This is a genomic window from Enterobacter cloacae complex sp. 370H10, assembly GCF_050031535.1.
Lineage (GTDB): Bacteria > Pseudomonadota > Gammaproteobacteria > Enterobacterales > Enterobacteriaceae > Enterobacter > Enterobacter intestinihominis.
The window spans coordinates 3846144-3872781 of the sequence record NZ_JBLGWG010000001.1 but is presented as its reverse complement, the minus strand read 5'-3'; the positions used below and the strand labels follow the sequence as shown (position 1 = coordinate 3872781).

General features: G+C 53.0%; 28 protein-coding genes and 1 pseudogene. 16 read left to right on the top strand and 13 right to left on the bottom strand.

From position 1 onward, the window contains the following. The first annotated feature begins 1 nt into the window (after position 1). The 5 genes and pseudogenes from ACQG2Q_RS19015 to ACQG2Q_RS18995 all read left to right on the top strand — a co-directional run bounded on the left by ACQG2Q_RS19015 (position 2) and on the right by ACQG2Q_RS18995 (position 4761). Complete coding sequence (locus tag ACQG2Q_RS19015) at positions 2-427, top strand: hypothetical protein (RefSeq protein ID WP_046618720.1); 426 nt, start codon at positions 2-4, stop codon at positions 425-427. 77 nt (positions 428-504) lie between these two features. Next, positions 505-1661, top strand: a pseudogene (locus tag ACQG2Q_RS19010) (IS3 family transposase). Between the two features lie 519 nt (positions 1662-2180). Next, the gene (locus tag ACQG2Q_RS19005) at positions 2181-3356 is read left to right on the top strand and encodes an OmpP1/FadL family transporter (RefSeq protein WP_023298534.1); all 1176 of its coding nucleotides are present in this window, start codon (positions 2181-2183) and stop codon (positions 3354-3356) included. A gap of 63 nt (positions 3357-3419) precedes the next feature. Further along, a complete protein-coding gene (locus ACQG2Q_RS19000) occupies positions 3420-4049 on the top strand; it encodes a winged helix-turn-helix transcriptional regulator (protein WP_022649277.1) in 630 nt (209 codons plus the stop codon). A gap of 100 nt (positions 4050-4149) precedes the next feature. Further along, a complete protein-coding gene (locus ACQG2Q_RS18995; protein ID WP_022649276.1) occupies positions 4150-4761 on the top strand; it encodes an outer membrane beta-barrel protein in 612 nt (203 codons plus the stop codon). 58 nt (positions 4762-4819) lie between these two features. Here ACQG2Q_RS18995 and ACQG2Q_RS18990 read toward each other — a convergent pair whose 3' ends face one another. Next, the gene (locus tag ACQG2Q_RS18990) at positions 4820-5218 is read right to left on the bottom strand and encodes a hypothetical protein (RefSeq protein ID WP_063849472.1); all 399 of its coding nucleotides are present in this window, start codon (positions 5216-5218) and stop codon (positions 4820-4822) included. A 171-nt stretch (positions 5219-5389) separates the two neighbouring features. On the opposite strand from ACQG2Q_RS18990, the gene ACQG2Q_RS18985 reads away from it, so the two are divergent. After that, positions 5390-7372, top strand: coding sequence for an alkyl/aryl-sulfatase (locus ACQG2Q_RS18985; RefSeq protein WP_096216962.1), 1983 nt, complete (start codon positions 5390-5392; stop codon positions 7370-7372). Between the two features lie 102 nt (positions 7373-7474). Here the strand turns inward: ACQG2Q_RS18985 and ACQG2Q_RS18980 are convergent, their stop codons facing one another. Then, a complete protein-coding gene (locus tag ACQG2Q_RS18980; RefSeq protein ID WP_022649272.1) occupies positions 7475-8359 on the bottom strand; it encodes an SDR family oxidoreductase in 885 nt (294 codons plus the stop codon). A 61-nt stretch (positions 8360-8420) separates the two neighbouring features. Beyond that, entirely contained in the window at positions 8421-8810 is a 390-nt protein-coding gene (locus tag ACQG2Q_RS18975) for a YdeI family stress tolerance OB fold protein (protein WP_022649271.1), read from the bottom strand. Positions 8811-8949: 139 nt separating this feature from the next. Here ACQG2Q_RS18975 and ACQG2Q_RS18970 point away from each other — a divergent pair, with 139 nt between their 5' ends. From ACQG2Q_RS18970 to ACQG2Q_RS18955, 4 genes are read left to right on the top strand one after another with little or no spacing between them, the layout of a single operon-like run. Further along, on the top strand, positions 8950-9453 hold the full coding sequence (locus ACQG2Q_RS18970; protein ID WP_023298530.1) for a hypothetical protein: 504 nt from the start codon (positions 8950-8952) through the stop codon (positions 9451-9453). Between the two features lie 9 nt (positions 9454-9462). Next, on the top strand, positions 9463-9909 hold the full coding sequence (locus ACQG2Q_RS18965) for a DUF421 domain-containing protein (RefSeq protein ID WP_022649269.1): 447 nt from the start codon (positions 9463-9465) through the stop codon (positions 9907-9909). A gap of 15 nt (positions 9910-9924) precedes the next feature. Beyond that, positions 9925-10443 carry a 2-oxo-tetronate isomerase gene (locus ACQG2Q_RS18960; RefSeq protein ID WP_022649268.1) on the top strand — a complete coding sequence of 173 codons (519 nt, stop codon included), beginning with the start codon at positions 9925-9927 and terminating at the stop codon, positions 10441-10443. A gap of 16 nt (positions 10444-10459) precedes the next feature. Beyond that, positions 10460-11446 (top strand): SDR family oxidoreductase, encoded by a 987-nt coding sequence (locus ACQG2Q_RS18955; protein WP_023298529.1) that lies wholly within the window; start codon positions 10460-10462, stop codon positions 11444-11446. Here the strand turns inward: ACQG2Q_RS18955 and ACQG2Q_RS18950 are convergent, their stop codons facing one another. The 7 genes from ACQG2Q_RS18950 to ACQG2Q_RS18920 form a co-directional block, all read right to left on the bottom strand. Next, positions 11447-13072, bottom strand: coding sequence for an alpha-amylase family protein (locus ACQG2Q_RS18950; protein ID WP_096216960.1), 1626 nt, complete (start codon positions 13070-13072; stop codon positions 11447-11449). It lies immediately after the preceding gene. A gap of 8 nt (positions 13073-13080) precedes the next feature. Then, the gene (cydB, locus tag ACQG2Q_RS18945; protein ID WP_022649265.1) at positions 13081-14091 is read right to left on the bottom strand and encodes a cytochrome d ubiquinol oxidase subunit II; all 1011 of its coding nucleotides are present in this window, start codon (positions 14089-14091) and stop codon (positions 13081-13083) included. Further along, entirely contained in the window at positions 14091-15494 is a 1404-nt protein-coding gene (locus ACQG2Q_RS18940; RefSeq protein ID WP_003862857.1) for a cytochrome ubiquinol oxidase subunit I, read from the bottom strand. Before ACQG2Q_RS18940 ends, cydB begins: the two co-directional genes overlap by 1 nt. A gap of 70 nt (positions 15495-15564) precedes the next feature. Beyond that, positions 15565-16437: a manganese catalase family protein gene (locus ACQG2Q_RS18935; RefSeq protein WP_022649263.1), complete on the bottom strand. Its 873-nt coding sequence runs from the start codon at positions 16435-16437 to the stop codon at positions 15565-15567. 17 nt (positions 16438-16454) lie between these two features. Next, a complete protein-coding gene (locus ACQG2Q_RS18930) occupies positions 16455-16961 on the bottom strand; it encodes a ferritin-like domain-containing protein (RefSeq protein ID WP_038416640.1) in 507 nt (168 codons plus the stop codon). 62 nt (positions 16962-17023) lie between these two features. Continuing rightward, positions 17024-17521 carry a ferritin-like domain-containing protein gene (locus ACQG2Q_RS18925; protein WP_003862851.1) on the bottom strand — a complete coding sequence of 166 codons (498 nt, stop codon included), beginning with the start codon at positions 17519-17521 and terminating at the stop codon, positions 17024-17026. A gap of 90 nt (positions 17522-17611) precedes the next feature. Beyond that, positions 17612-17800 (bottom strand): general stress protein, encoded by a 189-nt coding sequence (locus tag ACQG2Q_RS18920; RefSeq protein WP_022649261.1) that lies wholly within the window; start codon positions 17798-17800, stop codon positions 17612-17614. A gap of 452 nt (positions 17801-18252) precedes the next feature. Here ACQG2Q_RS18920 and yjdI point away from each other — a divergent pair, with 452 nt between their 5' ends. Both yjdI and ACQG2Q_RS18910 read left to right on the top strand, forming a co-directional pair. Next, the gene (yjdI, locus tag ACQG2Q_RS18915; protein WP_022649260.1) at positions 18253-18483 is read left to right on the top strand and encodes a 4Fe-4S mono-cluster protein YjdI; all 231 of its coding nucleotides are present in this window, start codon (positions 18253-18255) and stop codon (positions 18481-18483) included. Between the two features lie 10 nt (positions 18484-18493). Further along, complete coding sequence (locus tag ACQG2Q_RS18910; RefSeq protein ID WP_006811846.1) at positions 18494-18766, top strand: GNAT family N-acetyltransferase; 273 nt, start codon at positions 18494-18496, stop codon at positions 18764-18766. 33 nt (positions 18767-18799) lie between these two features. On the opposite strand, the gene ACQG2Q_RS18905 is transcribed toward ACQG2Q_RS18910, so the two are convergent. Then, positions 18800-20029: an amino acid permease gene (locus ACQG2Q_RS18905; RefSeq protein ID WP_063849469.1), complete on the bottom strand. Its 1230-nt coding sequence runs from the start codon at positions 20027-20029 to the stop codon at positions 18800-18802. Positions 20030-20145: 116 nt separating this feature from the next. Then, positions 20146-20610, bottom strand: coding sequence for a multidrug/biocide efflux PACE transporter (locus tag ACQG2Q_RS18900; RefSeq protein ID WP_022651793.1), 465 nt, complete (start codon positions 20608-20610; stop codon positions 20146-20148). A 101-nt stretch (positions 20611-20711) separates the two neighbouring features. On the opposite strand from ACQG2Q_RS18900, the gene ACQG2Q_RS18895 reads away from it, so the two are divergent. The 3 genes from ACQG2Q_RS18895 to ACQG2Q_RS18885 all read left to right on the top strand — a co-directional run bounded on the left by ACQG2Q_RS18895 (position 20712) and on the right by ACQG2Q_RS18885 (position 23850). Then, the gene (locus ACQG2Q_RS18895; protein ID WP_032626067.1) at positions 20712-21578 is read left to right on the top strand and encodes a LysR family transcriptional regulator; all 867 of its coding nucleotides are present in this window, start codon (positions 20712-20714) and stop codon (positions 21576-21578) included. A gap of 92 nt (positions 21579-21670) precedes the next feature. Continuing rightward, positions 21671-22849 carry an acetyl-CoA C-acetyltransferase gene (locus ACQG2Q_RS18890; RefSeq protein ID WP_022649256.1) on the top strand — a complete coding sequence of 393 codons (1179 nt, stop codon included), beginning with the start codon at positions 21671-21673 and terminating at the stop codon, positions 22847-22849. A 317-nt stretch (positions 22850-23166) separates the two neighbouring features. Beyond that, on the top strand, positions 23167-23850 hold the full coding sequence (locus tag ACQG2Q_RS18885; RefSeq protein WP_003862842.1) for an oligogalacturonate-specific porin KdgM family protein: 684 nt from the start codon (positions 23167-23169) through the stop codon (positions 23848-23850). Positions 23851-24265: 415 nt separating this feature from the next. Here the strand turns inward: ACQG2Q_RS18885 and ACQG2Q_RS18880 are convergent, their stop codons facing one another. After that, positions 24266-25441, bottom strand: coding sequence for an oligogalacturonate lyase family protein (locus ACQG2Q_RS18880; RefSeq protein ID WP_023298524.1), 1176 nt, complete (start codon positions 25439-25441; stop codon positions 24266-24268). 300 nt (positions 25442-25741) lie between these two features. On the opposite strand from ACQG2Q_RS18880, the gene kduI reads away from it, so the two are divergent. Beyond that, on the top strand, positions 25742-26578 hold the full coding sequence (gene kduI, locus ACQG2Q_RS18875; protein WP_023306864.1) for a 5-dehydro-4-deoxy-D-glucuronate isomerase: 837 nt from the start codon (positions 25742-25744) through the stop codon (positions 26576-26578). Positions 26579-26638: the final 60 nt, after the last annotated feature.

The window sequence follows — 26638 nt, the reverse complement described above, 5'->3', positions numbered from 1 at the left end:
AATGCGTAAATTCTTTAAATGGAGCATCCTGATATTAATTACGGGTGTTATCCTATGCTGGCTATTTGTCTATCTTGTTGCATCCGGTATCAATGAAGCTACCACATACACTGAAAATGATTTTTTCAATTATCACTCCCTGACTGATAAAGATATTGAGAAGGCTCCGCGTATATCGAATAATTATTACTTTGAATCACATCCCGGAGATGGATACGCCCCCTCAAACACAATCATTTTTAGGGGAGTATCTAACGTCGAGCCGATGAGGGCTTATTTGTCTAAGCTGGGCTATACCAGACAGAAAGGCGGTTCGAGGGAGGCGGAAATATGGACGAAGCCAGAGCAGATGAATAGTGCTCTCTTTTACCTGCGCTTTGATGCTGCTACTGGCGAAGCAGAACTAACTAAGGAACTGAATAACTGAATGTCCGTAGTGGCACACTGAATTTGGCCACCTGAACTGAGGTGATATGCTCACCTCAGAACAACACAGGTGCTTCAATGAAAAGAAGAAATTTTAGTCCTGAATTCAAACGCGAATCCGCTCAGCTGGTTGTCGACCAAAATTACACCATCTCTGACGCTGCCAGGGCAATGGATGTTGGTCTTTCCACGATGACAAAATGGTTCAAACAACTGCGTGATGAGCATCAGGGCAAAACGCCAAAAGCCTCCCCGATAACGCCGGAATAAATCGAAATACGTGAGCTTGAGAAAAAGCTACAACGTATTGAAATGGAAAACGAAATTCTAAAAAGGCTACCGCGCTCTTGATGTCAGACTCCCTGAACAGTTCTCGATAATCGGGATACTCAGGACGCGTTATCCTGTGGTCACTCTCTGCCAGGTGTTCGGGGTTCATCGCAGCAGCTATAAATACTGGAAAAACCGTCCTGAAAAGCCCTGACGGCAGACGAGCTGTATTACGAAGTCAGGTACTTGAGCTGCATGGCATTAGCCGTGGTTCGGCCGGAACAAGAAGCATCGCCACAATGGCAACCCAGAGAGGCTACCAGATGGGGCGCTGGCAGGCTAATGAAAGAGCTGGGGCTGGTCAGTTGCCAGCAACCGACTCACCAGTATAAGCGTGGCGGTCATGAGCACGTTGCTATCCCGAATCATCTTGAGCGACAGTTCGCCGTAACGGAGCCCAACCAGGTGTGGTGCGGTGATGTGGCCTATATCTGGACAGGTAAACGCTGGGCGTACCTCGCCGTTGTACTCGACATGTTTGCAAGAAAACCAATGGGCTGGGCAATGTCGTTCTCACCGGACAGCAGACTCACCATGAAAGCGCTGGAAATGGCATGGGAAACGCGCGGTAAGCCCGTCGGGGTGAGGTTCCACAGTGACCTGGGTAGTCATTATACGAGCAGGCAGTTCCGGCAGTTACTGTGGCGATATCAGATTAAGCAGAGTATGAGCCGGTGTGGAAACTGCTGGGATAACAGTCCAATGGAGCGCTTCTTCAGGAGTCTGAAGAACGAATGGGTGCCGGTGACGGGTTACGTAAGCTTCAGCGATACAGCTCACGCAATAACGGACTATATCGTTGGATATTCGTGCTCAGACCGCACGAATATAATGGTGGGTTACCACCAAACGAATCGGAAAACCGATACTGGAAAAACTCTAACACTGTGGCCAGTTTTTGTTGACCACTACAACTGCACCGCTCACTGCTTCATCGCTGAACCAGCGAATAACGCTATAACCAGCATCGGCTATCTGCTGCTTCTGGTTTTCAACGTAACACGTTAAGTTGCACATTTCCTGTACCCTGGATACCCTGAGATTAATCCTAATAACTCAAGGGTGAGTATGGCTAGCGGGAAGAGAAAGAATCAAAAGGAATCGCCTGAAGAAGAGTTAGATCGCCTGCTGGATGAGCTTGAACTCACACCGGAGCAACGGGAGTTTATCGAATCCATGCGAGAGGATAAGAGCGATCCCAGTAGTGAGTAACGCTTGTCTTAAGCCGAACGAGTACAAACGGCATTGTAAGAAATTCCTCACCCGGTGCATGCAGAATCACGGTGCCTTTGTTCCGGCTGTCGCTGGAGTGTCATAAATATAATTACGCGCGCGCATAATTTAAAATTAAACCCTCTTTCTTTTTACGTAATCAATCGCCCCTGTTATATCTGTCGGCAAATTTTTTATTTCCCGGATCGCAGATGAAAACACGACTCCTCCTGTGCGCTGGCTTATTAGCTGCCTCCAGTGCCCATGCCAGCGCCCTCTATTTTTATGAAGCTGGCACCGAAGATACCGCGCTTGCCGGAGCAGGGCAGGCGGCTCGTGCGCAGGATGCCTCTACAATTATGACCAACCCGGCTGGCATGACGCGCTTACCGGATCATATGGTCACCGGTGGGTTACAGGTTATGGATGGCTCCATCGACAACCAGCTGGATAACGATGCCCATCAAAGCCCCGGTGATGTGATGAAAACCATCCCGAATGCCAGCGCCTTTTATAGCCAGAAGGTGACCGATAATCTTTATGCCGGGGTCGGGCTTTACGGTAATTACGGCCTGGGGATCGACTACGGCAGCTGGGCGGGCGACAGGCTGATTAAGAAGAGTACCATGGTAGCCATGACGCTCAGCCCCTCGCTGGCCTATAAGCTTAACGACCGTCTTTCGATTGGCGCGTCCGCCAACGTTAACTACGGTTACTTCTCGCTGACTCGCAGCGTTAACGATGATGACTACCGGCGACGCGATGAAGACCTGGCCATGAGCTATCGGCTTGGGCTGCTGATGCAGCTAACTGACCAGACCCGAGCTGGTATTACCTGGAACAGCGAAACGGACTACAGCTTCAATATTGACGGCAACGCGCGTCTACAGAACGGCACCTACGACCTGCCGGTGTCAGCACAAATCAGCGCGCCGCAGCAAATTATGCTCAGCCTTGTGCATGACATTAACCCGCAGTGGTCGGTTATGGGCGATCTCGGCTGGCAGGACTGGAGCCAGTTCGGCGCGCCGCAAATCGTCGTCGGGGACCAGCAGCTTAACAACGTCAGCCGCCTGAAGGACACGTGGCACGGTGCGGTGGGCGTGCAGTATCGTCCAACGCCTCAGTGGCGACTGAATGCCGGTGTGGCGTTCGACAGCTCGCCGTATGAAAGCCAGAGCGATGTGGCCTTAACCTTACCTACCGGCGATGAGTGGCGATTTGGTACGGGAGCCCAGTATCAGATCACCCCGGCCAGCAATATTGGTATTGCCGTGTCGTATCTTCATATGCAGTCGTCGCATGTGAAATCGCCGGTGGCGTTTGCCGGAAGTTACGACCATCCTTATCTTTGGTTTGCCAGCGTCAACTACAGCTATCAGTTTTGATCGGCTAACCGCTTAAAATATATGGTCTATAATGGCAGATACTGAATGTCAGAAGGTTGTACCATGCATATTTTACCGCCTGTTCGACCCGAAAAATCCATCGAACGACTGACCGCTATCCTTGAGCCGATAGCGGAGAAAGTGCACGTTGTTCCACGTAAGCGACTCACCTGGTTACGGAAGGGGAAACAGCAGATGTACCTCTTTCTGGAAGGGGAGCTGTCCCTGCTGCGGACATCGGATGGACTGGTGGTCGTGACCGTTTACGAGCCGCATTTGTTTGGTATTGCTGAGATGATCCAGCCTACGCAAGGCCATTTTCTCCGTGCGGAAAGGGAGTCGACCATTTTACGTCTCGATGCGGACAAGGCGGCCGAGTTATTCCGTGCCGAGGGCGTCTGGGAGGATGTCGCAGCGCTGCTCTCATACCATACGGCCTATTTGATATTCCGTGATGCGCAGGTACTCCAGCAGCGTACCTATTCCGTTATTCGTAACCACCTTCAGGAAATGATTTTGCTCCCGGAGGAGACGCGTTTGCGTACCACGATACTGGAATATATTCAGGATCGTACGCTGCTTTCTCGCAGTAGTATACTCAATGTATTATCCGCCCTTAAACAGGGAGAATATATCTCCTTTAAGCGCGGTGGGTATTTGCTTGAAGTCAGACACTTACCTGAATCATTCTAGGGGAAGTTTAAAATTAAACAGAAATGGAATTAACGAGGCTGTTAATTTTCTATATCGTTTGCTTTCTAAGTTTTATCTTTATTAAGTAAACGGTATATTTATGAAAAAGACAGTTCTCGCTTTGATTATGGTTAATGCGTTTACCGCCACTTCCGCGTTCGCCGCCGCTGATGCGGGCACCTGGTATGGCGGAGCGAAATTCGGCTGGTCACACTATTTTGATACCAATATGGGTTCAAAAGCGTTTGATAACAATAATTCCGACCACTTCGATTTTGACCATGATAATGTCGGTGGGGGTGTTTATACGGGTTACCAGATTACCCCATGGCTTGCGGTAGAAGGCGGTTATGATTATTTAGGCAACATGCAGATCAAGGGTCAGCATGGCGCAGGGGCGCAAATGAAGACGCAGGGTCTGCAAATGTCCCTGAAGGCCAGCTATGCCTTGACCAATGACTGGGATATCTACGGCCGTGCCGGTGCGATGGGCTATCGCGCTGAATCCGATGTAAGTGGTCACAATCGTTTTGAAACCGGTGTGCGCCCGCTTGCAGCTGTGGGTACTGAATACGCCTTCAATAAAAACTGGGCTGGCCGCCTGGAATATCAGTGGGTAAGCAATGTGGGTAATGCAAACCAGATCGGTGTGAGCAGCGACCTGAGTTCCGTCACCGCAGGGCTTAGCTATCGCTTTGGTCAGTACGACTGATGCATGTGATATGGCGATTAAGAAAAACCCGGCTGCTATGTTGCCGGGTTTTTTGTTGTCAGCTGGCGAATAACGGTTCAAGCATAATATGAATATTTTGCAGGCCCGTGACATTATTGTCTTTCAGGTATTGCTGATTAACCATATCTAACTGTTCCAGTTTGGTCAGCGAGGCGTAAACGCGTTGAACAGCGCTGTCCGCAACAAAAATTTCTTTTGCGGTAGTGTCCTGAAGATACTGTGATTTTACGCTGCGCGTTAATTTATCGATCTGCTGTTTATTTTCCTGATAAAGAGACGCGATATGAGATATCTGTGCCTGCGGCGGTTTTTCCCCCGGTAATACCAGCGGAATTTGCAGATGATTAATCTTTTCAACGTTGTCTGGTGGTGGAGAGCTACATGCTGTTAATGTGCTCAGACTTAATATAGCGAAAAAGAACGGCAGGCTCTTCATCGAATCACTCCGGGGAAATAATTGGACTCAGCATTATCCCTGAAGGCCGCAGCGACGAAAGAATAAACTTATTTATTTATAAACGTTATTTCCATAGGTAAAAGAAAAGCCCGGTGATAGCCTCCTTTCCCCCCATGTACCGCCAGCGTGAATATGACGCCTCGAGGATGTATGAAATTTAAAACTCTCGTTAGTGCGATGGCCGTTGCTGGTCTGCTATTGGCCTCGTTGATCTCATTGCCTGTCCTGGCACAAAAGGAGGTGAAGGAAGCCACTGCCCATACGAAACAAATGAATGATGCACTTTATGGTCAACTGCCCTTTTTTGATAAAACCGATTTCCGAAATGCGCATAAAGGCTTTATTGCCCCGCTGCCACCTGCGGTGATCAAAGGTGAAAAAGGCGCCGTTATCTGGAATCCCCAGAAATACGCTTTTATCAAAGAAGGGCAAAAAGCGCCGGATACCGTCAACCCGAGCCTGTGGCGTCAGGCGCAGCTGAATAATATCGGCGGTCTGTTTGAAGTCACGGAAGGCGTCTACCAGATCCGCAACCTCGATCTGTCGAATATGACAATCATAGAGGGCAAAGAGGGGATCACGGTTATCGATCCGCTGGTGTCTGCGGAAACGGCTAAAGCGGGCATGGATCTTTACGTTAAGCATCGCGGCAAACGTCCGGTTGTTGCCGTTATTTATACCCATAGCCACGTCGATCATTATGGCGGCGTGCGTGGCGTAATTGATGAAGCCGGGGTAATGTCCGGCAAAGTGAAAGTCTATGCGCCAGCCGGTTTTATGGAAGAGGCGGTATCGGAAAATATCATGGCCGGAAACGCCATGAGCCGCCGTGCCAGCTATATCCACGGAAACCTGCTGAAACCCGGTGTGAAGGGGCAGGTGGGGGCAGGTCTGGGGACTACCACCTCAGCCGGAACGGTCACGCTCATCGCGCCCACTCACTCTATTACCGAAGAGGAGCAGAAAGAGGTCATTGACGGTCTCATCTATGACTTTATGCTGACGCCGGAATCGGAAGCGCCGTCTGAAATGCTCTGGTATGTGGAAGAGAAAAAGCTGATCGAAGCAGCAGAGAACGTCACTCACACCCTGCACAATACCTACTCGCTGCGCGGGGCGAAAATACACGATCCGCTGGCATGGTCAAAGTACATCAATAACGCCATCGATCGTTGGGGTGATAAAGCGGAAATCATTATCGCTCAGCACCACTGGCCCACGTGGGGTAACAAAAAAGTGGTGAAGCTGATGAAAAGCCAGCGTGATATCTACCGCTATATCAACGACCAGACGCTCAGACTGGCGAATAAGGGGCTGACGAGGGATGAAATAGCCGCAAATTTCGCCCTGCCCTACGGGCTGGCTAAATCCTGGGCAGGCCGTGGCTATTACGGCTCGGTAAGCAACAACGTCAAAGCCACCTATGTCTACTATCTTGGCTGGTTCGACGGCAATCCGGCGACGCTCGATGAACTGCCTCCGGTCGAGGCGGCGAAAAAGTATGTCGATTACATGGGCGGAGCCCGCGCAATCCTTGAAAAAGCCCGTGTCGATTATGCCCGGGGGAATTATCGCTGGGTGGCTCAGGTGGTCAGTAAAGTCGTTTTTGCCGATCCGAATAATAAGGCGGCGCGCGAACTGGAAGCCGATGCGTTTGAACAGCTGGGATACCATGCGGAGTCAGGGCCGTGGCGTAACGCCTACCTCACCGGTGCGCAAGAGTTGCGTAACGGCGTGAAGATAAAGCCGACGCCCAAAACCGCCAGCCCGGATGCGGTCCGTGCCATGTCGACTGAGATGATTTTTGACTACTTCGGCGTTCATCTTAACGGCGTCAGAGCGGCGAATGCCAGAGGCGTTTTTAACGTTGATTTAGGCCGCGAGGGCGGCAGGTATAAGCTGGAGCTGGAGAATGGTGTGCTAAACCACAGTGCCAATATCCAGGCAGAAGATCCGGATGCAACCATTACGCTCAGCCGCGAAACGCTGAACAAAATCATCCTTAAGGAAACCACGCTGAAAAAGGCGCAACAGGCAGGAGAGGTGACGATCGTCGGCAACGCCGCGAAGGTAGACGAAATGCTGCGCTGCATGGAGAGCTTCAGTTTCTGGTTTCCTGTCGTCACCCCTTAAATGTAAAAAAGGCTGCTTTCGCAGCCTTTTAGCATTCGCCAGCAACAATTTGCCGGGTGGCGGCTTCGCCTTACCCGGCCTACACTCTGCGCTGCTTGAGCGCTAGATGACGCCATCCCCGCCGTCTGAACACCAGACCTGCCCGGAGGTGTATGAACACTCATCCGAGGCCAGAGTGACATACAGCGGTGCGATCTCCACGGGCTGTCCCGGGCGTCCCAGAGGGGTACTCTCGCCAAAATGTTTCACTTTTTCCTGTGGCTGCCCACCGCTGGGCTGGAGCACGGTCCAGTAAGGTCCGGGCGCTACCGCGTTCACGCGGATCCCTTTCGGACCCAACTGTTTCGCCAGCGCTTTGGTAAATACCGCGAGACAGGCTTTGGTCTGCGCATAGTCAAGCAGTACGGCGCTCGGTTTTACCGCCTGTACAGATGAGGTGTTAATGATGGAAGCGGGAGCTTTCATGTGGCGCAACGCCGCCTTTGTGATCCAGAAAGGCGCATAGACGTTTGTTTTAAAGGTCGCGTCAAAATCTTCAGTGGTCAGTTCTTCCAGCGTCTCACGGTACTGCTGTCGGCCTGCGTTATTCACCAGGATGTCCAGCCCGCCCAGTTTTCCGACGGCCTGTTCCACCAGGTTCTGACAAAAAGTTTCGTCCCGCACATCGCCCGGTAGCGCGACGGCATTCCGTCCTTCCGCTTTAATCAGGGCGATCACTTCCGCAGCGTCTTCTTCCTCTTCCGGCAAATAGTTAATGGCGACATCTGCCCCTTCGCGGGCATAGGCAATGGCTACCGCGCGTCCGATGCCAGAATCGCCCCCGGTAATTAGCGCCTTCTTACCGGTAAGCCGGCCATGCCCTTTGTAGCTTGTCTCGCCGTGATCGGGAACAGGGTCCATTTCAGAGGCCAGGCCCGGTGGCGTCTGGGGCTGCTCCGGGAAAGGTGGCGTTGGGTAAGCGTTCGTACGTTGTTCATTATCACTCATAGCTAACTCCTTGTTAGGGGTGAGATTTGATGGATAGTTACAGCGTTAACGCTTCGCTGAATTATTTTTGCAAGTGGCTGACCCGCACTACGGGTGGGGATGATTTTTTATCGAGCGAGCCGCTAATACTGATCATGTTGTCAGGTTCCACGGTTCTGTCGTCAAATACGGCTTTCGGGATAATAACGTCGATTTTCCCGGTTTTATCCTGGAATACGTATTTATCGCCGTTGCCATCAATAAGATTGCCGCGCAGTGAAATAGAGGCGCCATCATGCATCTCTTTCGCCTGAGTAATGGTCATAATGCGCGCATCATCGGTACCACGATAACCACTGTCCAGGGCGTGCGGCGGTGGCGGCGCTTCACCCTTTTGTAACCCGCCGTTATTATCTGCCCATGCGGAAGGGATAATTAATATTAACAAGGCTGAAATCACTGATAATTTCATCTGATATCCTTCATTTTGGATGTCTTGACTTATTAAGTATTGTTGCTATTCCTTTATGTGGCAAATGTGATAAGTCTTAAAAGCATTTGCGTAGAAAAATCAAAAATTTCGGCAATTAAGCGAAACGGTGACAAAAGCCATGGAACCAAAAAATGAAAAAGTGCCTGGGATAAAAGAGAGTTATCGTTTACTGACGTTTGAGTATGCATTTCGTCAGGTGGGTTTTATTGTACTGTTAGGTATTATCGTGGCCGCGTTAGCCGGCCTGTTTTCCAGCGGTGCGGTTAGCGACGTGGAGAAAACAAACGAAGCAAAATCCTTGAACCTGAGCTATGAGCGCTTCGGCCGCCGCCAGACCGAATCGCGGATGACGCTGACGTTTCCGGTGACGTCTGAGGGTAAATATATTCTCAGCCTGACCAGCGAAAGCAGCGACGTATATGAGCCGGGCAGCGTCTGGCCGCAGCCGGACAGCATGTATAGCCGGGGGAACACCCTGTTTCTCGTTTACGACAATCTGAAACAGAGCGATAAGTTCACCGTCCTGCTGTTCATCACGCCGACAAAAGCAGGGAAATGGACAAACAGCATCCGCGTAAACAACGGGCCAGATATCCGCTTCTGGCAGTTTATTTACCCCTAGGAGTCGAATATGGACATGGTTTTTCGTGCCCTGGCAATATACCTGTTTCTGGTGATCGTGTTTAAAGTCGCCGGACGGCGCGCCCTGCTGCAAATGACCAGCTTTGACCTTATTTTGCTCTTAATTATCAGTGAGGCGACACAGCAGGCGCTACTGGGCGAAGATTTTTCCGTCACCGGTGCGATGATTACAATAACAACGCTGGTGGTGGTGGATATTATTTTTGGCCTGATTAAAAAATATTCTTCTTCTGTTGAGAATGTTCTTGATGGCACCCCGGTGATATTGGTAGAGAATGGTATTCCCATTGCGGATAAACTGAAAAAAGTCGATGTATCCTGCGATGATATATTGGTTTCAGCACGGCAGAACCACGGCATAACGGAATTAAAGGATATTAAGTACGCGATCCTTGAGCGTAACGGCCATATTTCAATTATTCCTGAAGAAAATTAACTAAGGGGCACATCCATGAGCAACCTTATTCACGATAATAATACGACCATCAGCGAGCTGACGAAAAAGCTTGCCACGACGCTCACAGAAAGAGGACTGCGTCTAACCACGGCGGAGTCCTGCACCGGCGGTAATCTCGCGGTTGCGCTTTGTGCCGAAGAGAACACGGCGGAATTTTATGATGTTGGCATGGTGGTGTTCAGCGATGCGGCGAAGGAGAGGATCCTCGGCGTGCGGCACGAAACGATTGAGCGCTTCACCGCCGTCAGTGAACAAACGGTTACTGAGATGGCCGCTAAAATTCGCGATATTGCCGAGGCGGATATTGGTGTTGCCATCAGCGGCTATGCGGGACCGGAAGGCGGAGACGATGGCACGGCAGCCGGTACGGTCTGCTTCGGCTGGAATATTCGCGGACAGACGGAAACCCGCACCGTGCTGTTTTCCGGTGAATGTCAGGATGTGGTGGAAAAAGCGGTGCGTTATTCGCTGTCTGAACTGATCGAAATACTCTCCGGATGGGATAACGTCTGAGACAAGGGGAAAGGCTATGGCTGTTATCGTTATTACCGGCGGTACGGCGGGCGTGGGGAAAGCCACGGCGCTGCACTTTGCTAAAGCGGGCTACGATGTAGGCATTATTGCCCGCGATGAGCAGAGCCTGCGCTCCACAGAAGAGGAGTTGCGCCGTTTCGGGATCAACGCGTGTGCCGTTCAGGCCGACGTGGCGGACAGCAAGGCGGTGACCGATGCTGCTAACGAAATTGAATACCGGCTTGGAGCCATCGATGTGTGGGTGAATAACGCCATGGGCGGGATGCTGGCGCCGTTTCGCACCATGTCCCCGGAGGAGTTTCGCCGCGTCACCGAGGTGACCTATCTGGGCTATGTTAACGGCACCCGCGCCGCGCTGGAGTTAATGACCCCTCGCGATCGCGGAACGATTATTCAGGTTGGCTCCGCGTTGGCCTACCGTTCCATTCCCTTGCAGTCAGCCTACTGTGGCGCGAAGGCCGCGATCCGCGGATTTACCGATGCCGTACGCACCGAGCTGATGCATGAAAACAGCCGGGTGCAGATCGCAATGGTACAGATGCCGGGCCTCAATACGCCGCAGTTCGAGTGGGCGAGGAATAAATTTGCCTGGGCGATGCGCCCGGTTCCTCCCGTGTTTCAGCCGGAAGTGGCTGCCAGCGCTATTTTTAAGGTGGCGCAGAAACCGGTGCGGGAGCTATGGGTGGGCAGCAGCACCGTCCAGTCGATTGTCGGGCAGTTTCTTTTCCCCGGTTTTCTGGACCGGCTGATGGTTAAAAAGGCCTGGGAAGGGCAGATGACCGATACGCTAAATGCGGATGACCGTCAGGACTATCTGGATCAGCCGGTTAACGATCTGCATAAAATCCACGGGCATTTCACCGACGAAGCAAAAGAGCGCGCCACCAGCGTTACCTCCGGCATGCCGGGGAAAGTGCTGCTCGGCTCCCTCGCCGTCACGGGCGCGATCGTGGCGCGTCTGCTCCTCTCGCGGAGACGATAATCAGCGCAGTGCGGTACGATCGGTCCAGAACCAGCGGTAGCCATAGCCGCTGAGGTTAAGCGCGACGGTTTTGCCGCATACCAGCGCGTCGTCGTAGCGTTTGTCCGCCAGGCATGCGGTCCAGGTCGCATGCCGGATCCCTCTGGCGGTAAAATTAACGGGCTTATCGCTGAAGTTAACGAAGGTCAGAATGCTGCGCGTGTCGGTTTCGTAATAGATCCCCAGTACCGCATCGTTGTCGATAGTAATAAGACGAAACGGCGCGACGCCGATCTCAGGAAACTCCGAGCGCGTATTGGCGATATCGATAATGCAGTGCAGGAGGGAGTTGCGGTGCAACAGCGAATCCGCCACGTTGATTTTTTGATAGCGGTACGGACCATGGTCAATCATTGGGGCGATAAAGGTTTCCGGGTCGGCATCTGAGAAACCGCCGCCCTGCGATCCGGCCCACTGCATCGGGGTGCGTACGGCGTAACGCTCCTCCAGATCTAAATCATCGCCCATTCCAATTTCATCCCCGTAGCGCATGACCGGTACGCCAGGCAGCGAAAACAAGACCGCATGGCAAAAGGCCAGCCGCTTTCGATCGCCCTTAAGCATCGGCGCCAGACGGCGGCGGATCCCTCGCTGATACACGCTCATCTCTTCATCAGGGGCGAAGGCATCAATGACGGTCTGCTTCGCTTTTTTGCCTATCCCTTCCAGATCCAGCTCATCATGATTGCGCAGCCAGTTGGCAAAACAGCAGGAGTCCGGCGGCACAATCATCTTTTTCACCGCGTTGCGCAGCGGTCGTGCGCTCTTCTCTGCAAGGCTGACGTAAAAGTACTTATTGAGCCAGAAATTCAGCACCAGGTTGAGCCGGTCATTCTGACCAAAATAATCTTTGTAGGTGTCGACCTCCACGTCGACTTCGCCGAGCAGGATCGCGTCCGGATTACGCTGCTCGATAAGACGGCGCAGATGCTCCAGGATCCACAGGCCGCGTTTTTCATCTCCACGCCCGGCCTGTTTTGTCAGGTGCGACGCTGCATCCAGGCGAAAGCCCGACACCCCGAGCTTTAGCCAGAAGATGATGATGTTCTCAACCTCCTTCAGCACCGCCGGGGAGGCCAGATTGAGATCCGGCTCGTGGTGATAAAACATATGCCGGTAGTATTGCCCCGCTTCGTCGTCCCATGTCCAGACGCTCTTTTCCACGCCGGGGAACATCGGTGGCGTATCGTCCTCGTCCGTGTCAGACCAGAGATAATAGTCACGGTAGGGTGACTGCGGGTTGCGGCGGGCTTGCTGAAACCAGGGATGCGCATCCGAGGTGTGCTGGATCAGCAGCTCAATAATGACCTTCATCCCCAGCTCCCGCGCCTGTTCAATAAAGGCGATGATATCGTTGAGCTTGCCGAAGCGGGGATCGACCTGCAAATGGTCGCTTACGTCATAGCCTTCATCGAGAAAAGGGGTGAGGTAAAACGGGGTGATCCAGATAACCGTCGCGCCCATCCGGCGGATGTAGCGCAACTTCGCGGCGATCCCGGCGATGTCGCCACAGCCATCGCCGTTAAGATCGTAAAACAGGGCGGTATCAATCTGGTAAATAATGGCGCGTGTATGCCAGCCTGCCATAGCAATCCTTAGTGATAACCTTCGGTATCAGACACTTTGCCCCGGAAGACGTAGTAGCTCCAGGCGGTGTAAACCAGGATCACCGGGATGATTAACAGCGTGCCGATCAGCATAAACAGCTGGCTGGCAGGCGGCGCGGCGGCTTCCCACAGGGTGATGTGCGGCGGGATAATGTGTGGCCACAGGCTGATGCCCAGTCCGCTAAAGCCGAGGAAAATCAGGCCCAGCGTTAACAGGAACGGACGGGCATGGCTGTCGGGATTGCGCGTCAGCCGCCAGATCCACAGGCTGAATACCGCCACCAGAACCGGAACCGGCAGGAACCAGAAGAAGTTAGGCAGTGTAAACCAGCGCTCGGCGACAAACTGCCAGCCGAGCGGGGTCCAGATACTCACCACCGCAATAACGGCGATCAGGGCCAGCAGCACGTGCCGGGTCAGCTCACGCATCCGGTTTTGCAGCGCGCCTTCGCTTTTCATGATCAGCCATGTGGTAGCCAGCAGGGTATAGGCGACAATCAAACCCAGCCCGCAGAACAGGTTAAACGGGGTTAACCAGTCCAGCGAGGAGCCCACAAAGCGTCGCCCTTCCACGTCAAAGCCGTTGATCATCGCGCCGACCACGATCCCCTGGCTGAAGGTTGCCAGCAGGGAACCGCCAGCAAAAGAATAGTCCCAGAATTTGCGGTGGGAAGGGGTCGCCTTAAAGCGAAACTCAAATGCCACGCCGCGGAATATGAGCCCGATCAGCATGGCCGTCAGCGGGATGGTCAGGGCATCGATAATCACCGCGTAGGCCAGCGGAAACGCGCCGAACAACCCTGCGCCGCCGAGAACCAGCCAGGTTTCATTTCCGTCCCAGACCGGTGCGACGCTGTTCACCATTACGTCGCGCTCTTTGGCATCGCCCACAAAGCTGAACAGCATGCCGATACCGAGATCGAAACCGTCCATGATGATGTACATCAGCGTGGCGAAGACAATAATGGCAAACCAGATGACCGGAATATCGACGCCCATCAGATCTTCTCCTCTTCCGGAACAGACTCGGCGGCGGACAGCGGACGGGCAGGGGTGCCCGACGTATTAGACGTTAGCGTGCCGACAGGCTGCGGCCCTTTCTTTATCAACCGGGCGAGATAAACATAACCCACGCCAAATACCGAACAGTAGACCACGATAAAAGCCAGCAGGCTGATGCTCATCTGCAACGTGCTGTGCAGAGACACCGCATCTATCGTGCGCAGATAGCCGTAGACGACCCACGGCTGGCGGCCCACTTCGGTAGTGACCCACCCGGCGAGCAGCGCAAGCAGTCCGGCTGGCCCCATGCACAGGGCAAACCAGTGGAATGGTCGCGAGTGATAGAGTCGGCGGCGATAGCGCAGCCAGACGCTCAGCACGCCAAGCGTAATCATCAGCAGCCCCATGCCGACCATAATGCGGAAAGACCAGAAGACGATGAGCGAGTTCGGGCGGTCCTCTTTCGGGAAATCTTTCAGCGCCGGGACCTGTTTATCCAGGCTGTGCGTCAGGATCAGGCTGCCGAGCGCCGGAATTTCAAGCCCGTATTTGGTGCGCTCCTCCTCCATATCCGGTACGCCGAACAGCAGCAGCGGGGTAGCCTCGCCGGGCGGATTTTCCCAGTGGCCTTCAATCGCGGCGATTTTGGCAGGCTGATGCTCAAGCGTATTCAGGCCGTGCATATCCCCAACGACTGCCTGGATGGGCGCGACCAGCAGCGCCATCCACATGGCCATGGAGAACATTTTGCGAATAGCGGGCGTGTCGTTGCCGCGCAGCAGATGCCATGCCCCGGACGCGCCCACAAACAAGGCGCTGCACAGGAAGGCGGCGATGGACATATGGATCAGACGGTAAGGGAATGAGGGGTTAAAAATAATGGCCAGCCAGTCTTCGGGAATGACCTGACCGTTCTGAATACTGAAGCCCTGCGGGGTGTGCATCCAGCTGTTGGAGGCGAGGATCCAGAAGGTGGACATCAGCGTGCCCAGCGCCACCATGCAGGTGGCAAAGAAGTGCAGGCCGGGGCCGACCTTGTTCCAGCCGAACAACATCACGCCCAGGAAACCGGCTTCGAGGAAGAAGGCGGTTAAGACTTCATAAGTGAGCAGAGGGCCGGTTATGCTGCCTGCGAACTGGGAAAATCCGCTCCAGTTAGTCCCAAACTGGTAAGCCATTACCAGCCCGGAAACCACGCCCATACCAAAGTTAACGGCGAAAATTTTCAGCCAGAAATGGTAAAGCGAGCGCCAGACATCATTTTTTGTGCGAAGCCACATGCCCTCGAGAACCACCAGATAGCTCGCAAGCCCGATGGTGATTGCCGGAAAGAGAATATGGAAAGAGACGGTAAAGGCGAACTGTATCCTGGCCAGATGAAACGCATCAAGCTCGAACATGCTCCGTACCTCTGGAACTGATAGCCCACAAGGCATTGCCAGACAGCCTCAGGCTGCCTGGCAAAACCGGTTACGGTTTTTTCTTACCCGCGCCAAGCTCGGCACCGGTAAGCGGATCGGCTTTAGGATCGGATTTCGTACGTGCGCACATTGCTTTGACCAGCGTAGCCTGCTCTGTTGTGAGCGTTACGCTTGCGCCGCCGTCACCGCCATCGACCGCTGGCTGAGGAGATTCCACGTAGTCGAAATGCTTGTCGCTGTTCCAGCTTCCGCGAACTTCTCCCCCCTCAGACATATTGTAGTACTTGTTGGTGTACTCTTCGATTGGAGGCAATTTACCCGGTGGGAAGTTGTTACGGATCGACTGGAGCGCCTTCTCAAACGAAAGCTGGTGTGCTGCCTCACGCGTCATTAAAAACGCCAGCGCATCTTTAACACCTGGATCGTCCGTTACGTTAATAAGCCGTTCGTAGATAATTTTGGCGCGCGCCTCGGCCGCAATGTTAGAGCGCAGATCCGCGGTGGGTTCGCCAATGGTATCCACGTACGCCGCCGTCCACGGTACGCCTGCGGAGTTAGTGAGCGGAGTACCGCCCCCGTAGAGCAGGGAAGTGATATGACTATCATTGCCGTTTTCGGTCATGGACCGGTACAGCTCCGCTTCATTTTCAACGCCTTCCGCCAGTTCACCTTTCGCACCCTTATTAAGCATACCCACCAGGGTGCCGATAATTTCCAGGTGACTTAACTCCTCGGTCGCGATATCCATCAGCATATCTTTACGACCGGGATCGTCGTCGCTCAATCCTTGCGTAAAGTAACGACATGCCGCGGCAAGTTCGCCCTGTGGCCCGCCAAACTGCTCAAGCAGAAGATTAGCCAGACCCGGATTCGGTTCGGCTACGCGTACTGTGTATTGCAGCTGTTTTACGTGTCGAAACATAGTTTCTCCCTCTTCCGTTATTTTTTCGCTTCAACGCCGTCCGCGTCGGAGCGCAGCAGGAACTGTTCCGTCGTCTGTGGAATATGTTGAATCAGCCAGTCCGCCATCTGGCGCTCTTCTTCCAGAATGGATTCAATGGCTGGAATGGAGGCGGTATCGCCCGCTTGTTTGGCCGCGGCCAGCAGAGAGGTGTAGCAGGCAATTTCAAACTGCTCAAAAACGTAGCCGCTGATGGAGCCTTTAACAATTTCGTCGGAAGGGAACATGCCGCCAATGGACTGGCCGAGCGCCGCCATTTTGCTCATGGAATCTTTTATGACCGAACGGGAAATATCATTGCGGTCGAGAATTTCTTCCAGCACGGTAATTTGGTGTTTAGTTTCATTAACGTGTTGTTCAATTCGTGCACGTAAGTCGGGATAATTATCAATACGGCTGGCCATTGATTCCAGCATGGATTCGGCTTGCTTTTCCATCGCATGGGCATCGCGTAGCCAATCATGGTAGTGTTCTACATGATTCATAATTAACTCCTGTGATTTATTTTCTGGTTAATTGTTGGTGCTGATGCTCATCAAATTTTTATTTATCCTTTCTGGGCTTTTTGATTAATATTGCCGACAGCCAGATCGGTTAATTTGAGATCGGTTTCTTTTTCTTCTTCCAGCGTTTCTGCAAGAAGTTTAACGGCTTTTTTATAGCCTAATTGTTCAGCCAGGGTGGCCAGGGTGCCATAGCTGGCAATTTCGTAGTGTTCGACTTTCTGTGCGGCGGCAATTAATGCAGCATCACGCACTTCGTTTTTCTCAGTGCTCTCAATAACTTCGTTGGCTTCTTCAATTAAGCCTTCCATTGCAACGCATTTCATGCGCTTCAGCTTGAGGCCGGATTCCTGCTCAATAATCTGATCGATACGTTCGATCTGTCCCTGCGTCTCCTCAAGGTGAGCCGTGAACGCAGCGCTCAGCTTCTCGCTTGATGCGGCACGGGCTAACTTGCTTAGCGCGCGGGTCAGCTGCTTCTCAGCGCTGTAGGTATCGGATAACAGGTGAATAAATACATCTTCAACAGTTTTCATATTCATATATTCGCTCCAGTGAAATAAAGGGAAGGTACTGCGAGCCGACAGGCCCGCAGCATGCTCTCGGTATATTTATAAGAGCTTTAAATAAGATCAGGAGTTATCAGATTTACGGCCCCCGCCGTGACTGTTCTGTCCCCCTTTCTTACCCGCTTCAGATGCGCGTTGCGGATCGTTTTTGAAATTACCGCCGCTGTGCTGGCCGCCTTTACGTCCAGCTTCTGATGCTTTTTCACGGTCTTGCGCGAAATTACCGGAACCACCACGATGTTGCTCTGCCATATATCAACCCTCATGTTGCGTTTATGTCAGGTGATACGATAAGTAATTCGTATCAGTTGTCGTTCAGAAATTAACATTAGTCGTTATGTGAGAAGAGTCAAATTTCCTGTCTGGGTTGTTTTGCGCCATTTCCAGAGATGCGGGGAAAATACCGCTTCGTTACGTTTTTTGAAAATTGGAAGTAAATCCATTGCTTAGGGATAAATAACTTGTGTCGTTAGGATTCCGCTTAGCTAATAATCTTAATGTGAACGCGGCGGAAATGATTACAAGAATTGACGTAGCGCAAAAATATATCTTGCCGACCTGATTCTTTATAATCGGAATAGTCTTAAGCGAAAAGTAAAATAACGAGCCGAAACAGTGTATCCGATCGTCGTTTTTGACGTGGTCAGGCGGATCGGGTGAGGGTATGCTGCATTTGTCACCACAATAATTACAGAGGCAATGTCATGGATCAGGAGCTACTGGATGCAGGGTACCGGGCCTATACCGGTGAGAAAATCGATGTCTACTTCAACACAGGGATCTGCAAACACTCGGGCAACTGCGTACGCGGCAGCGCGGCGCTGTTCGACCTGAAGCGTAAACCCTGGATTGCACCGGATGAAGTGGATGCAGAAACTGTTGCACGCGTAATTGATACCTGCCCGAGCGGTGCGCTGAAGTACCGCCTAAAATAAGTGAGGAACCATGGATATTCTTGAAGGCCATAACAAGTTTTATGTCAACGACGCCGAAGGCAATCAGGTTGCGGAGATCGTCTTTGTCCCGACCGGCGAGCATCTGAGCATCATCGAGCACACCGATGTGGATCCGAGCCTGAAAGGGCAGGGAGTGGGTAAACAGCTGGTGGCAAAGGTGGTAGAGAAGATGCGCGGGGAGAACCGTAAAATTATCCCGCTGTGTCCGTTTGCGAAGCATGAGTTTGATAATACGCGGGAGTATGACGATATTCGGGCGTAAAACAGATGCCCGGCATTGCGCCGGGCAGCACACTCAACCGACAAACATCACCGACACACACAGCACACCCACAATCAGCGTCAGCAGGTTACCGATGGAGCGGTACGGTTTTAACGACGGGATCAGGTACGCCGACAGCGTCGGCATGATGAACAGGATCATGGCGATAAGCGGACCGCTGATGGCGTAAATCATGGAGATCGCATTCGGGTTGATGCAGCAGACCGCAAAGGTAATCAGCGACACGCCGAGAATCGAAACCGCGCGGTTAAAGGCACGACTTTTCTTCACACCCACCTGATTCAGCGACGATTTCACAATTTCCGTTGCCCCTTCAATCACGCCAAAATAGGTGCCAAGGAACGATTTCGACATCGCTATAATTGCCACGATAATGCCGGAAATGCCCAGCCATGCCGGGGACGAAGGCATCATCGACAGCGCGGACAGGATCGTCACCCCTTCCTCTTTTGCCGCCACGATATAGGACGGTGGAATCGAAAGCAGGCAGCTGAACACAAAGAACAGCACGCTGAGGCAGATGATCAGGTACGCGACTTTCATGATTTTTTTGCATTTACCCATAGCCTCTTCACCGTATTTCTCGCGACGATCTACGGCGAAGGTCGAGATGATCGGGGTATGGCTAAAAGCGAAAACCATCACCGGGATCGATATCCACACCTGGTGCAGCGTATGCTGGTCGAAGGCCATCTGGCTGGTCAGCAGCGACGGCTGCCAGCTGCCCGTCAGATACAGCGAGACAAACAGGAAATAGGCGATCAGCGGAAAGACAAGGAAACCCATCACCTTAATGGTGATGTGCCGCCCCATCAGGAAGATCAGATTCAAAATCAGCACCACGCCAAAGCTCACCAGCATCCGCACGCTGGTATCCACCGTCATCCGTTTCGCCAGCTGTTCAGTAAGTGAGTTGGTTATCGCCACCGCGTAAATCAGAACCACCACAAAGAAGGCCACGAAATAGAGCGTGGTGATGAGGTTGCCGATCTTTTTGCCGTAGTAATGGGAAACGGCACCGGTGATCCCTTCGTTGCCTTTCGTCTTCGACGACAGAATAAATTGCGCCAGCGCTTTATGCGGCCAGTAGGTTAAGGGATACGCCACAAGGGCGGTGATCAGCAGGACAATTGCGCCAGCAGAGCCGAGCTGAATGGGCAAGAACAGGGTTCCTGCGCCCACGGCAGTGCCGTAGAGGGCGAAACTCCAGAGAGTCTCTTCTTTTGACCAAATTTTCGACATTAGAGCAACGTATCAACTATAAAACGAACAAAAAGGAGTGCAATTTACCATAATTATGCGTTGAGGTCGCCGTTGCTTCGCTGGGGTTGGGCCGGAGAAGGTCTCCGGCCGGAAGGTCATTCGCTTGCCAGGGCGCGACGTTGCTGGCGGCGCTTGATAATTTTCTCCCGCAGGGTGTCATACGCCCAGTTGTAGAGCATGGTGTACGGCAGGAAGAACAGGAAGAAACCAATCTCCAGCGTGAAGGCCTGGAGCAGCGTCACGCCCAGCACGGCGGCAACGATGGTTACGCCAATCACAATAAAGCCGCATTCAAAACCCAGCGCATGCAGGGCGCGCACTTTTGCCGTGCGCTTCACCCGCTGAACGGGCCAGAAACGGTCGAAGCCAAAGTTATAGATAATGTTCCAGAGCATTGCCGTGGTCGCCAGAATAATAGTGAGACCCCCCATTTCAACCACCGAGCGCTGCATTAGCCACGCGGCCGTAGGGGCGAGGATCGCCGTAGCAATACCTTCAAAACAGACGGCATGGAAGATCCGCTCCGGCAATTTACGTTGGAGTGCATCCTGATGTTGCATATTTACCTCATATAGACGCCAGTATGGGCGTTGATGCGGCCTATTCTTATCGCTTAAGGTGATATATAAAAGATGGTATCCATCGATAAAGTAGATACATCATGCGTTATTCTCCCGAAGCACTGACCGCGTTTGTTGAAACTGTCGCTGCAGGTTCGTTTTCAGCTGCGGCACGACGGCTGCGTAAAAGCCAGTCCACCATCAGCACCTCCATCGCCAACCTTGAAGCTGACCTTGGCTTTGAGCTGTTTGATCGCTCGGGCCGTCACCCGGTGTTAACCGCCCAGGGTGAACAGGTGCTGGGCTATGTCCAGTCAATCCTCGCCGCCAGCGCGCGCCTTGATGAGCTGGCCGTATCCTTAACGGCGCAAACGGAGGCGCGTTTTACCTTTGTTCTCTCCGATACGCTTAACCCGGCCGTACTGGAAGAGATGATGAGCCAGTTCGACCAGCGTTTTCCGCACACCGAATTCGAGTGTCTGATTGGGGAAGAGGAGGACGTGATCGATCTGCTGCAAAAGGAGCGGGCGCAAATTGGCCTGACGGAAGCACGCGACAGCTACCCGACCGATATTGGCGCGACCCGCCTGCCTATGCAGACGCGGATGGCTATTTACGTTTCTGCCGGACATCCTCTGGCAGGGCAACATGAGACGCAGGCGGACGAGCTGCATGGCTGGCGCGAGCTGCGGCTGAGTACCTATCTTGAACGGGAAGCGCCCCTTGCGCGCGGGCCGGTCTGGTCTGCGCCGAACTACCTGCTGCTGCTGAGCATGGCGGTACAGGGCTTTGGCTGGTGCGCGTTACCCTGCGCGCTGGTCGACGAATTTGCCGCATCGAAATCGCTGGTGCAGCTGAACGTGCCGGGCTGGCCGAGGTCGATTGCCATCGATCTGGTATGGAACAAAAGAACCCCGCCCGGCGTCGCCGGAAGCTGGCTGCGCCAGTACTTGCAGGACGCACGATAATCCTGTGACTAAACTCACTAATTTTAAACATTTGCGTCAATTGTTGATAACAATCCTCTACTATCGTCATGTCATTTTGCACAGAGGTCGTGATGAAAGATGTCGTTATAGTGGGTGCGTTACGTACGGCTATCGGCTGTTTTCAGGGAGCGCTTGCGCGTCACTCTGCGGTTGATCTCGGCAGCGTGGTGGTAAGAGCGCTGGTGGAACGCAGCGGGGTTGCCGCACATGAAATTGATGAGGTGATCCTCGGCCAGGTGCTGACCGCTGGCGCGGGACAAAACCCTGCGCGCCAGGCGGCGCTGAAAGGCGGCCTGCCTAACACCGTTTCGGCGATTACCATCAACGACGTCTGTGGTTCAGGTTTGAAAGCGCTCCATCTTGCGACGCAGGCCATCCAGTGCGGTGAAGCGGACGTGGTCATTGCCGGAGGGCAGGAAAACATGAGCCGCGCCCCGCATGTCCTGACCGACAGCCGGACCGGCGCGCAGCTCGGGAACAGTCAACTGCTTGACAGCCTGGTTCATGACGGGCTGTGGGACGCCTTCAACGACTACCATATGGGCGTAACGGCGGAAAACCTGGCGCGGGAATACGGCATCAGCCGCGAGCTTCAGGATGCGTATGCGCTTAGCTCGCAGCAAAAAGCGCGTGCAGCGATCGACTCCGGCCGTTTTCGCGATGAAATTGTCCCGGTCAGTACCCAACGCCAGAACGGCGAAGCGCTCATCGTTGATACCGACGAGCAGCCGCGCACCGATGCCAGCGCAGAAGGGCTGGCAAAACTCGATCCGGCCTTCGAAACGCTCGGTTCTGTAACGGCAGGTAACGCATCATCCATTAACGACGGTGCGGCGGCGGTGATGATGATGAGTGAAAGCAAAGCCCAGGAGCTGGCGCTGCCGGTGCTGGCGCGCATCAAAGCGTTTGCCAGCGTGGGTGTTGATCCTGCGTTAATGGGGATCGCCCCGGTCTATGCCACGCGCCGCTGTCTTGAGCGGGCGGGCTGGCAGCTGAACGATGTAGATCTGATTGAAGTCAATGAAGCCTTTGCTGCACAGGCGATCTCGGTCGGGAAAATGCTGGAATGGGATCCGCTACGGGTCAACGTCAACGGCGGTGCGATCGCGCTTGGTCATCCTATTGGCGCTTCCGGCTGCCGCATTCTGGTGTCGCTAGTCCACGAAATGAAAAAGCGTAACGCCCGAAAAGGGATCGCAACGCTCTGCATTGGCGGAGGGCAGGGGGTAGCCCTGGCTATCGAACGGTAATTTCCCCCTCTGCGCACAGAAAGCCTCCCTCGGGAGGTTTTTTTATGTCCGCAGAATCCTTTTTTAACACTTCTGAGTTCTTTCTTAAGCCCACAATAATTATTGCGCGGTGAATTATTCGCTTTGTGAAGTTCTTAGTGTGATCTCACGCCTGGAATTTATGCGTTATACGCCTTTTTTGTTGATGAGGTTCACGTCGATCTTTGCCAAAAAAAATGAAACAAATAATTTCGATCCTTGTCACTAAAATAACGGTGCATAAAAAATAAACTCAAGTTTCATAAAAACGAAACGTTATTTTAATTGAGGGTTTTTTCATGTTTAAGAAATCTCTGCTCCTTGCTTCCCTTATTAGTGCCTCTTTTGCGGCTAGCGCCGTTACCGTCGATCTGCGTCACGAATATATTGACAGCGGCTCGAATGCCGACCGTGTTGCCGTCTCGCACCGCTTTGACAATGGCTTCGGTTTTTCAGTCGAGGCGAAGTGGAAATCAGGCGGGGACAAGGCAGATCAGCCATTCGCGGATGTGGTGGGGAACGGCCACGAAGATCAGATTAGCTGGCGCTGGAAAGCGACAGACAATATCGCCCTGACGCCTGCGTTTACGATTGAAAGCACAGACAGTCGTACCATTTATAAACCGAATCTGCATGTGCAATATAGTTTCGATAATGGCTTCTACGTGGCCGCGCGTTACCGTTATGAATATACCCGCTACCCGTCAAGCTCAAATAAGGACGATGATAAAGTTAACCGTGGTGATGCGTGGGTCGGTTGGGTATTAGGTGACTGGCGTACCGAGCTGAACTATGTTTACGCGAAAAGCTCTGAAGGCGTGGCCCGAAATAACAATAAAGATTATTCCAATGAATATAACGCCAAGCTGGCCTACAAATGGGATAAAAACTGGGCACCGTATGTTGAGGTGGGCAACGTGGGGGTTAAAGACACTGACGAACGCCAGACCCGTTTCCGTTTAGGCGTGGCGTACTCCTTCTGATAATCCAGCTTCTTCGCTAAAAACCGCCGGGTGGCGCTTCGCTTACCCGGCCTACACTTTCCTTCCACTCCGTCGTTTCGTATGCCGGGTGGCCCTGCGCTTACCCGGCCTACACTTTCCTTCCACTCCGTCGTTTCGTATGCCGGGTGGCCCTGCGCTTACCCGGCCTACACTTTCCTTCACTCCGTCGTTTCGTATGCCGGGTGGCCCTGCGCTTATCCGGCCTACACTTTCCTTCCACTCCGTCGTTTCGTATGCCGGATGGCGATGCGCTTACCCGGCTACACTTTCTCTCCAATCAGTCGTTTCGTAGGCCGGGTAAGCGTTAGCGCCACCCGGCAAAAAGCGCCGCAATCACCCAAAAAAAAGCCCTCCGAATCGGAGGGCAAGGCCAGTTACAGAAACACTAACTCATTCAGGCATGCAACATTTCAGGTTGCTCGGGGAGTTTCGCGATATAGAGGGCTGGTTTGCCGTCTTTATCGGAACTGTACAGCACCGCTTTTTCGTCCGGCGTGAAGGACGGATGCGGGTGGGTTACCTGGCGGCTGTTCGCCACCGTAGCCCAGGAAGTGTCATGACGGGCAATGCGGTAATAGGCTTTCTTCGCCACGTCAAAGGCATACAGATAAGGATCGTTATCAATGGTGTAGCCGCCGGTGTCTTTCACATCGACAGGCGTGCCGGAACCGTCGCCAACCAGCATGGTGCCGTCAACGTTGCTCATCAGGTGCGAACAGGCGGGCATGTTCATTACCGCTTCATTCACGCCGGTGTCCGGATTGAAGCGGGAGATGGTACGACCTTGCTGACCTTTCAGGTAAGAGACGTAGATCAGCGCGGACCCGTCCGGCACCCAAAATTCATGCGTGCAGCTTTCCCCTTCCGCGTGCGTTTTCACTTTCCGCACGTTGCTGCCATCTTCGTTGACCAGCCACATGCGGGCGTCAACCAGGTCGTGTGGCCCTTCATGACAGAAGGCCACGGTATTGTCATCGAACGGGCGATAAATCGGATGTCCCAGCCAGATCTTCTCGTCATGGATGGTGGTGCTTTCACCCGTTTTTAGATCAACGCGCAGCAGGCGGCAGTGCGGCCCTTTGTGGAAGAAGTCGTGGAAAATTTTCCAGTCGTTGAGTGGCGTCCAGTCACGTCTGGCAATCTCAATACCTACCAGTTTGGTGCAGTCGCTGTTCGCGACCCAGGTGCCGTAGCCAACCCACTCTTCCGGGACGCGGTACACTTCGCGCTCTGCCAGCGTCTGTAAATCCACCTCAAGCAGGGTGCGATCGTTTTTCACATAGTAGAGGGATTGATCGTCCGGAGAGAGGAACCCGCCAAAGGTGTTATCGCCCGCGCCTTCGGTCAGCTGCACCGCTTCGGCGTTTTTCAGATCCAGCAGGTAATAGTTCCAGTGACCGTCGAACTCCCCGGCGAACAGCAGGTGGCTGCCATCGTTAAAGAAGCACTTCTGGTAAAAGTAGTTGCGATGACAGGTTACTTCCGGTGGGGTCAGGCGGGTAACTTCCACGCCTGTATCCGGATCGCGGCTGACCTCGTAGTTCAGCTTGACCCGCATACCTTTAGCCATAATGCACTCCTTTGAACGCGTAATGTAGGTTGAAAACTAGGTGTTAAATTATCAAAACATCGTTTCATTATGTGTGACTGACAGCGCAAATTCTCAGTTTCTTTAACCAGATTGAGGGGCTTAAAGATTTATCGTGATCGAAACACCATTTCTGGCATAAACATACAGAAAAAATGAAACGTTGTTTTAAATGTAATTGAAAACCCCATGTACAGGGGATAATATGTGTTCATCACGAAAACGGAACATTGTTTCGTTATTCATCTTTGCCTTCGGGCACGATCAATTCTGGAGGTTTACGTGGACGTCAGACAAAGCATCCACAGTGCGCACGCAAAAACGCTGGATACTCAGGGGCTGCGCAGTGAGTTTTTAGTTGAGCAAGTGTTCGAAGCCGACAAGTACACCATGGTCTACAGCCATATTGACCGCATTATTGTGGGCGGGATTATGCCGGTGGCGAAAACCGTCTCCGTGGGCGGTGAAGTGGGCAAACAGCTGGGCGTGAGCTACTTCCTCGAACGCCGTGAACTGGGCGTGATTAACATTGGCGGGCCGGGCACCATAACCGTCGATGGCCAGTGCTACGAAATTGGTCACCGTGACGCGCTGTACGTCGGCAAAGGCGCGAAAGAAGTGGTGTTCGCCAGCATCGATGGCTGCAAACCGGCGAAGTTCTACTACAACTGCGCCCCGGCTCATACGACTTACCCAACCAAAAAAGTCACGCCAGCGGACGTTGCCCCGGTGACCCTTGGTGACAACCTCACCAGCAACCGCCGCACCATCAATAAATACTTCGTACCGGATGTGCTGGAAACTTGCCAGCTCAGCATGGGGCTGACCGAGCTTGCGCCGGGCAACCTGTGGAACACCATGCCGTGCCATACCCACGAGCGCCGCATGGAAGTCTATTTCTACTTCAACATGGATGAAGATGCCTGCGTGTTCCACATGATGGGACAGCCGCAGGAAACTCGCCATATCGTGATGCACAACGAGCAGGCGGTCATTTCGCCAAGCTGGTCCATCCACTCTGGCGTGGGAACGAAAGCTTATACCTTTATCTGGGGTATGGTCGGTGAAAACCAGGTCTTCGATGACATGGACCACGTCGCTGTTAAGGATCTGCGCTAGTCGCAGGCAGTTAAGCACACATCTGCCTGTTGGTGACAGGCGCTGAACGATTAAGGAACA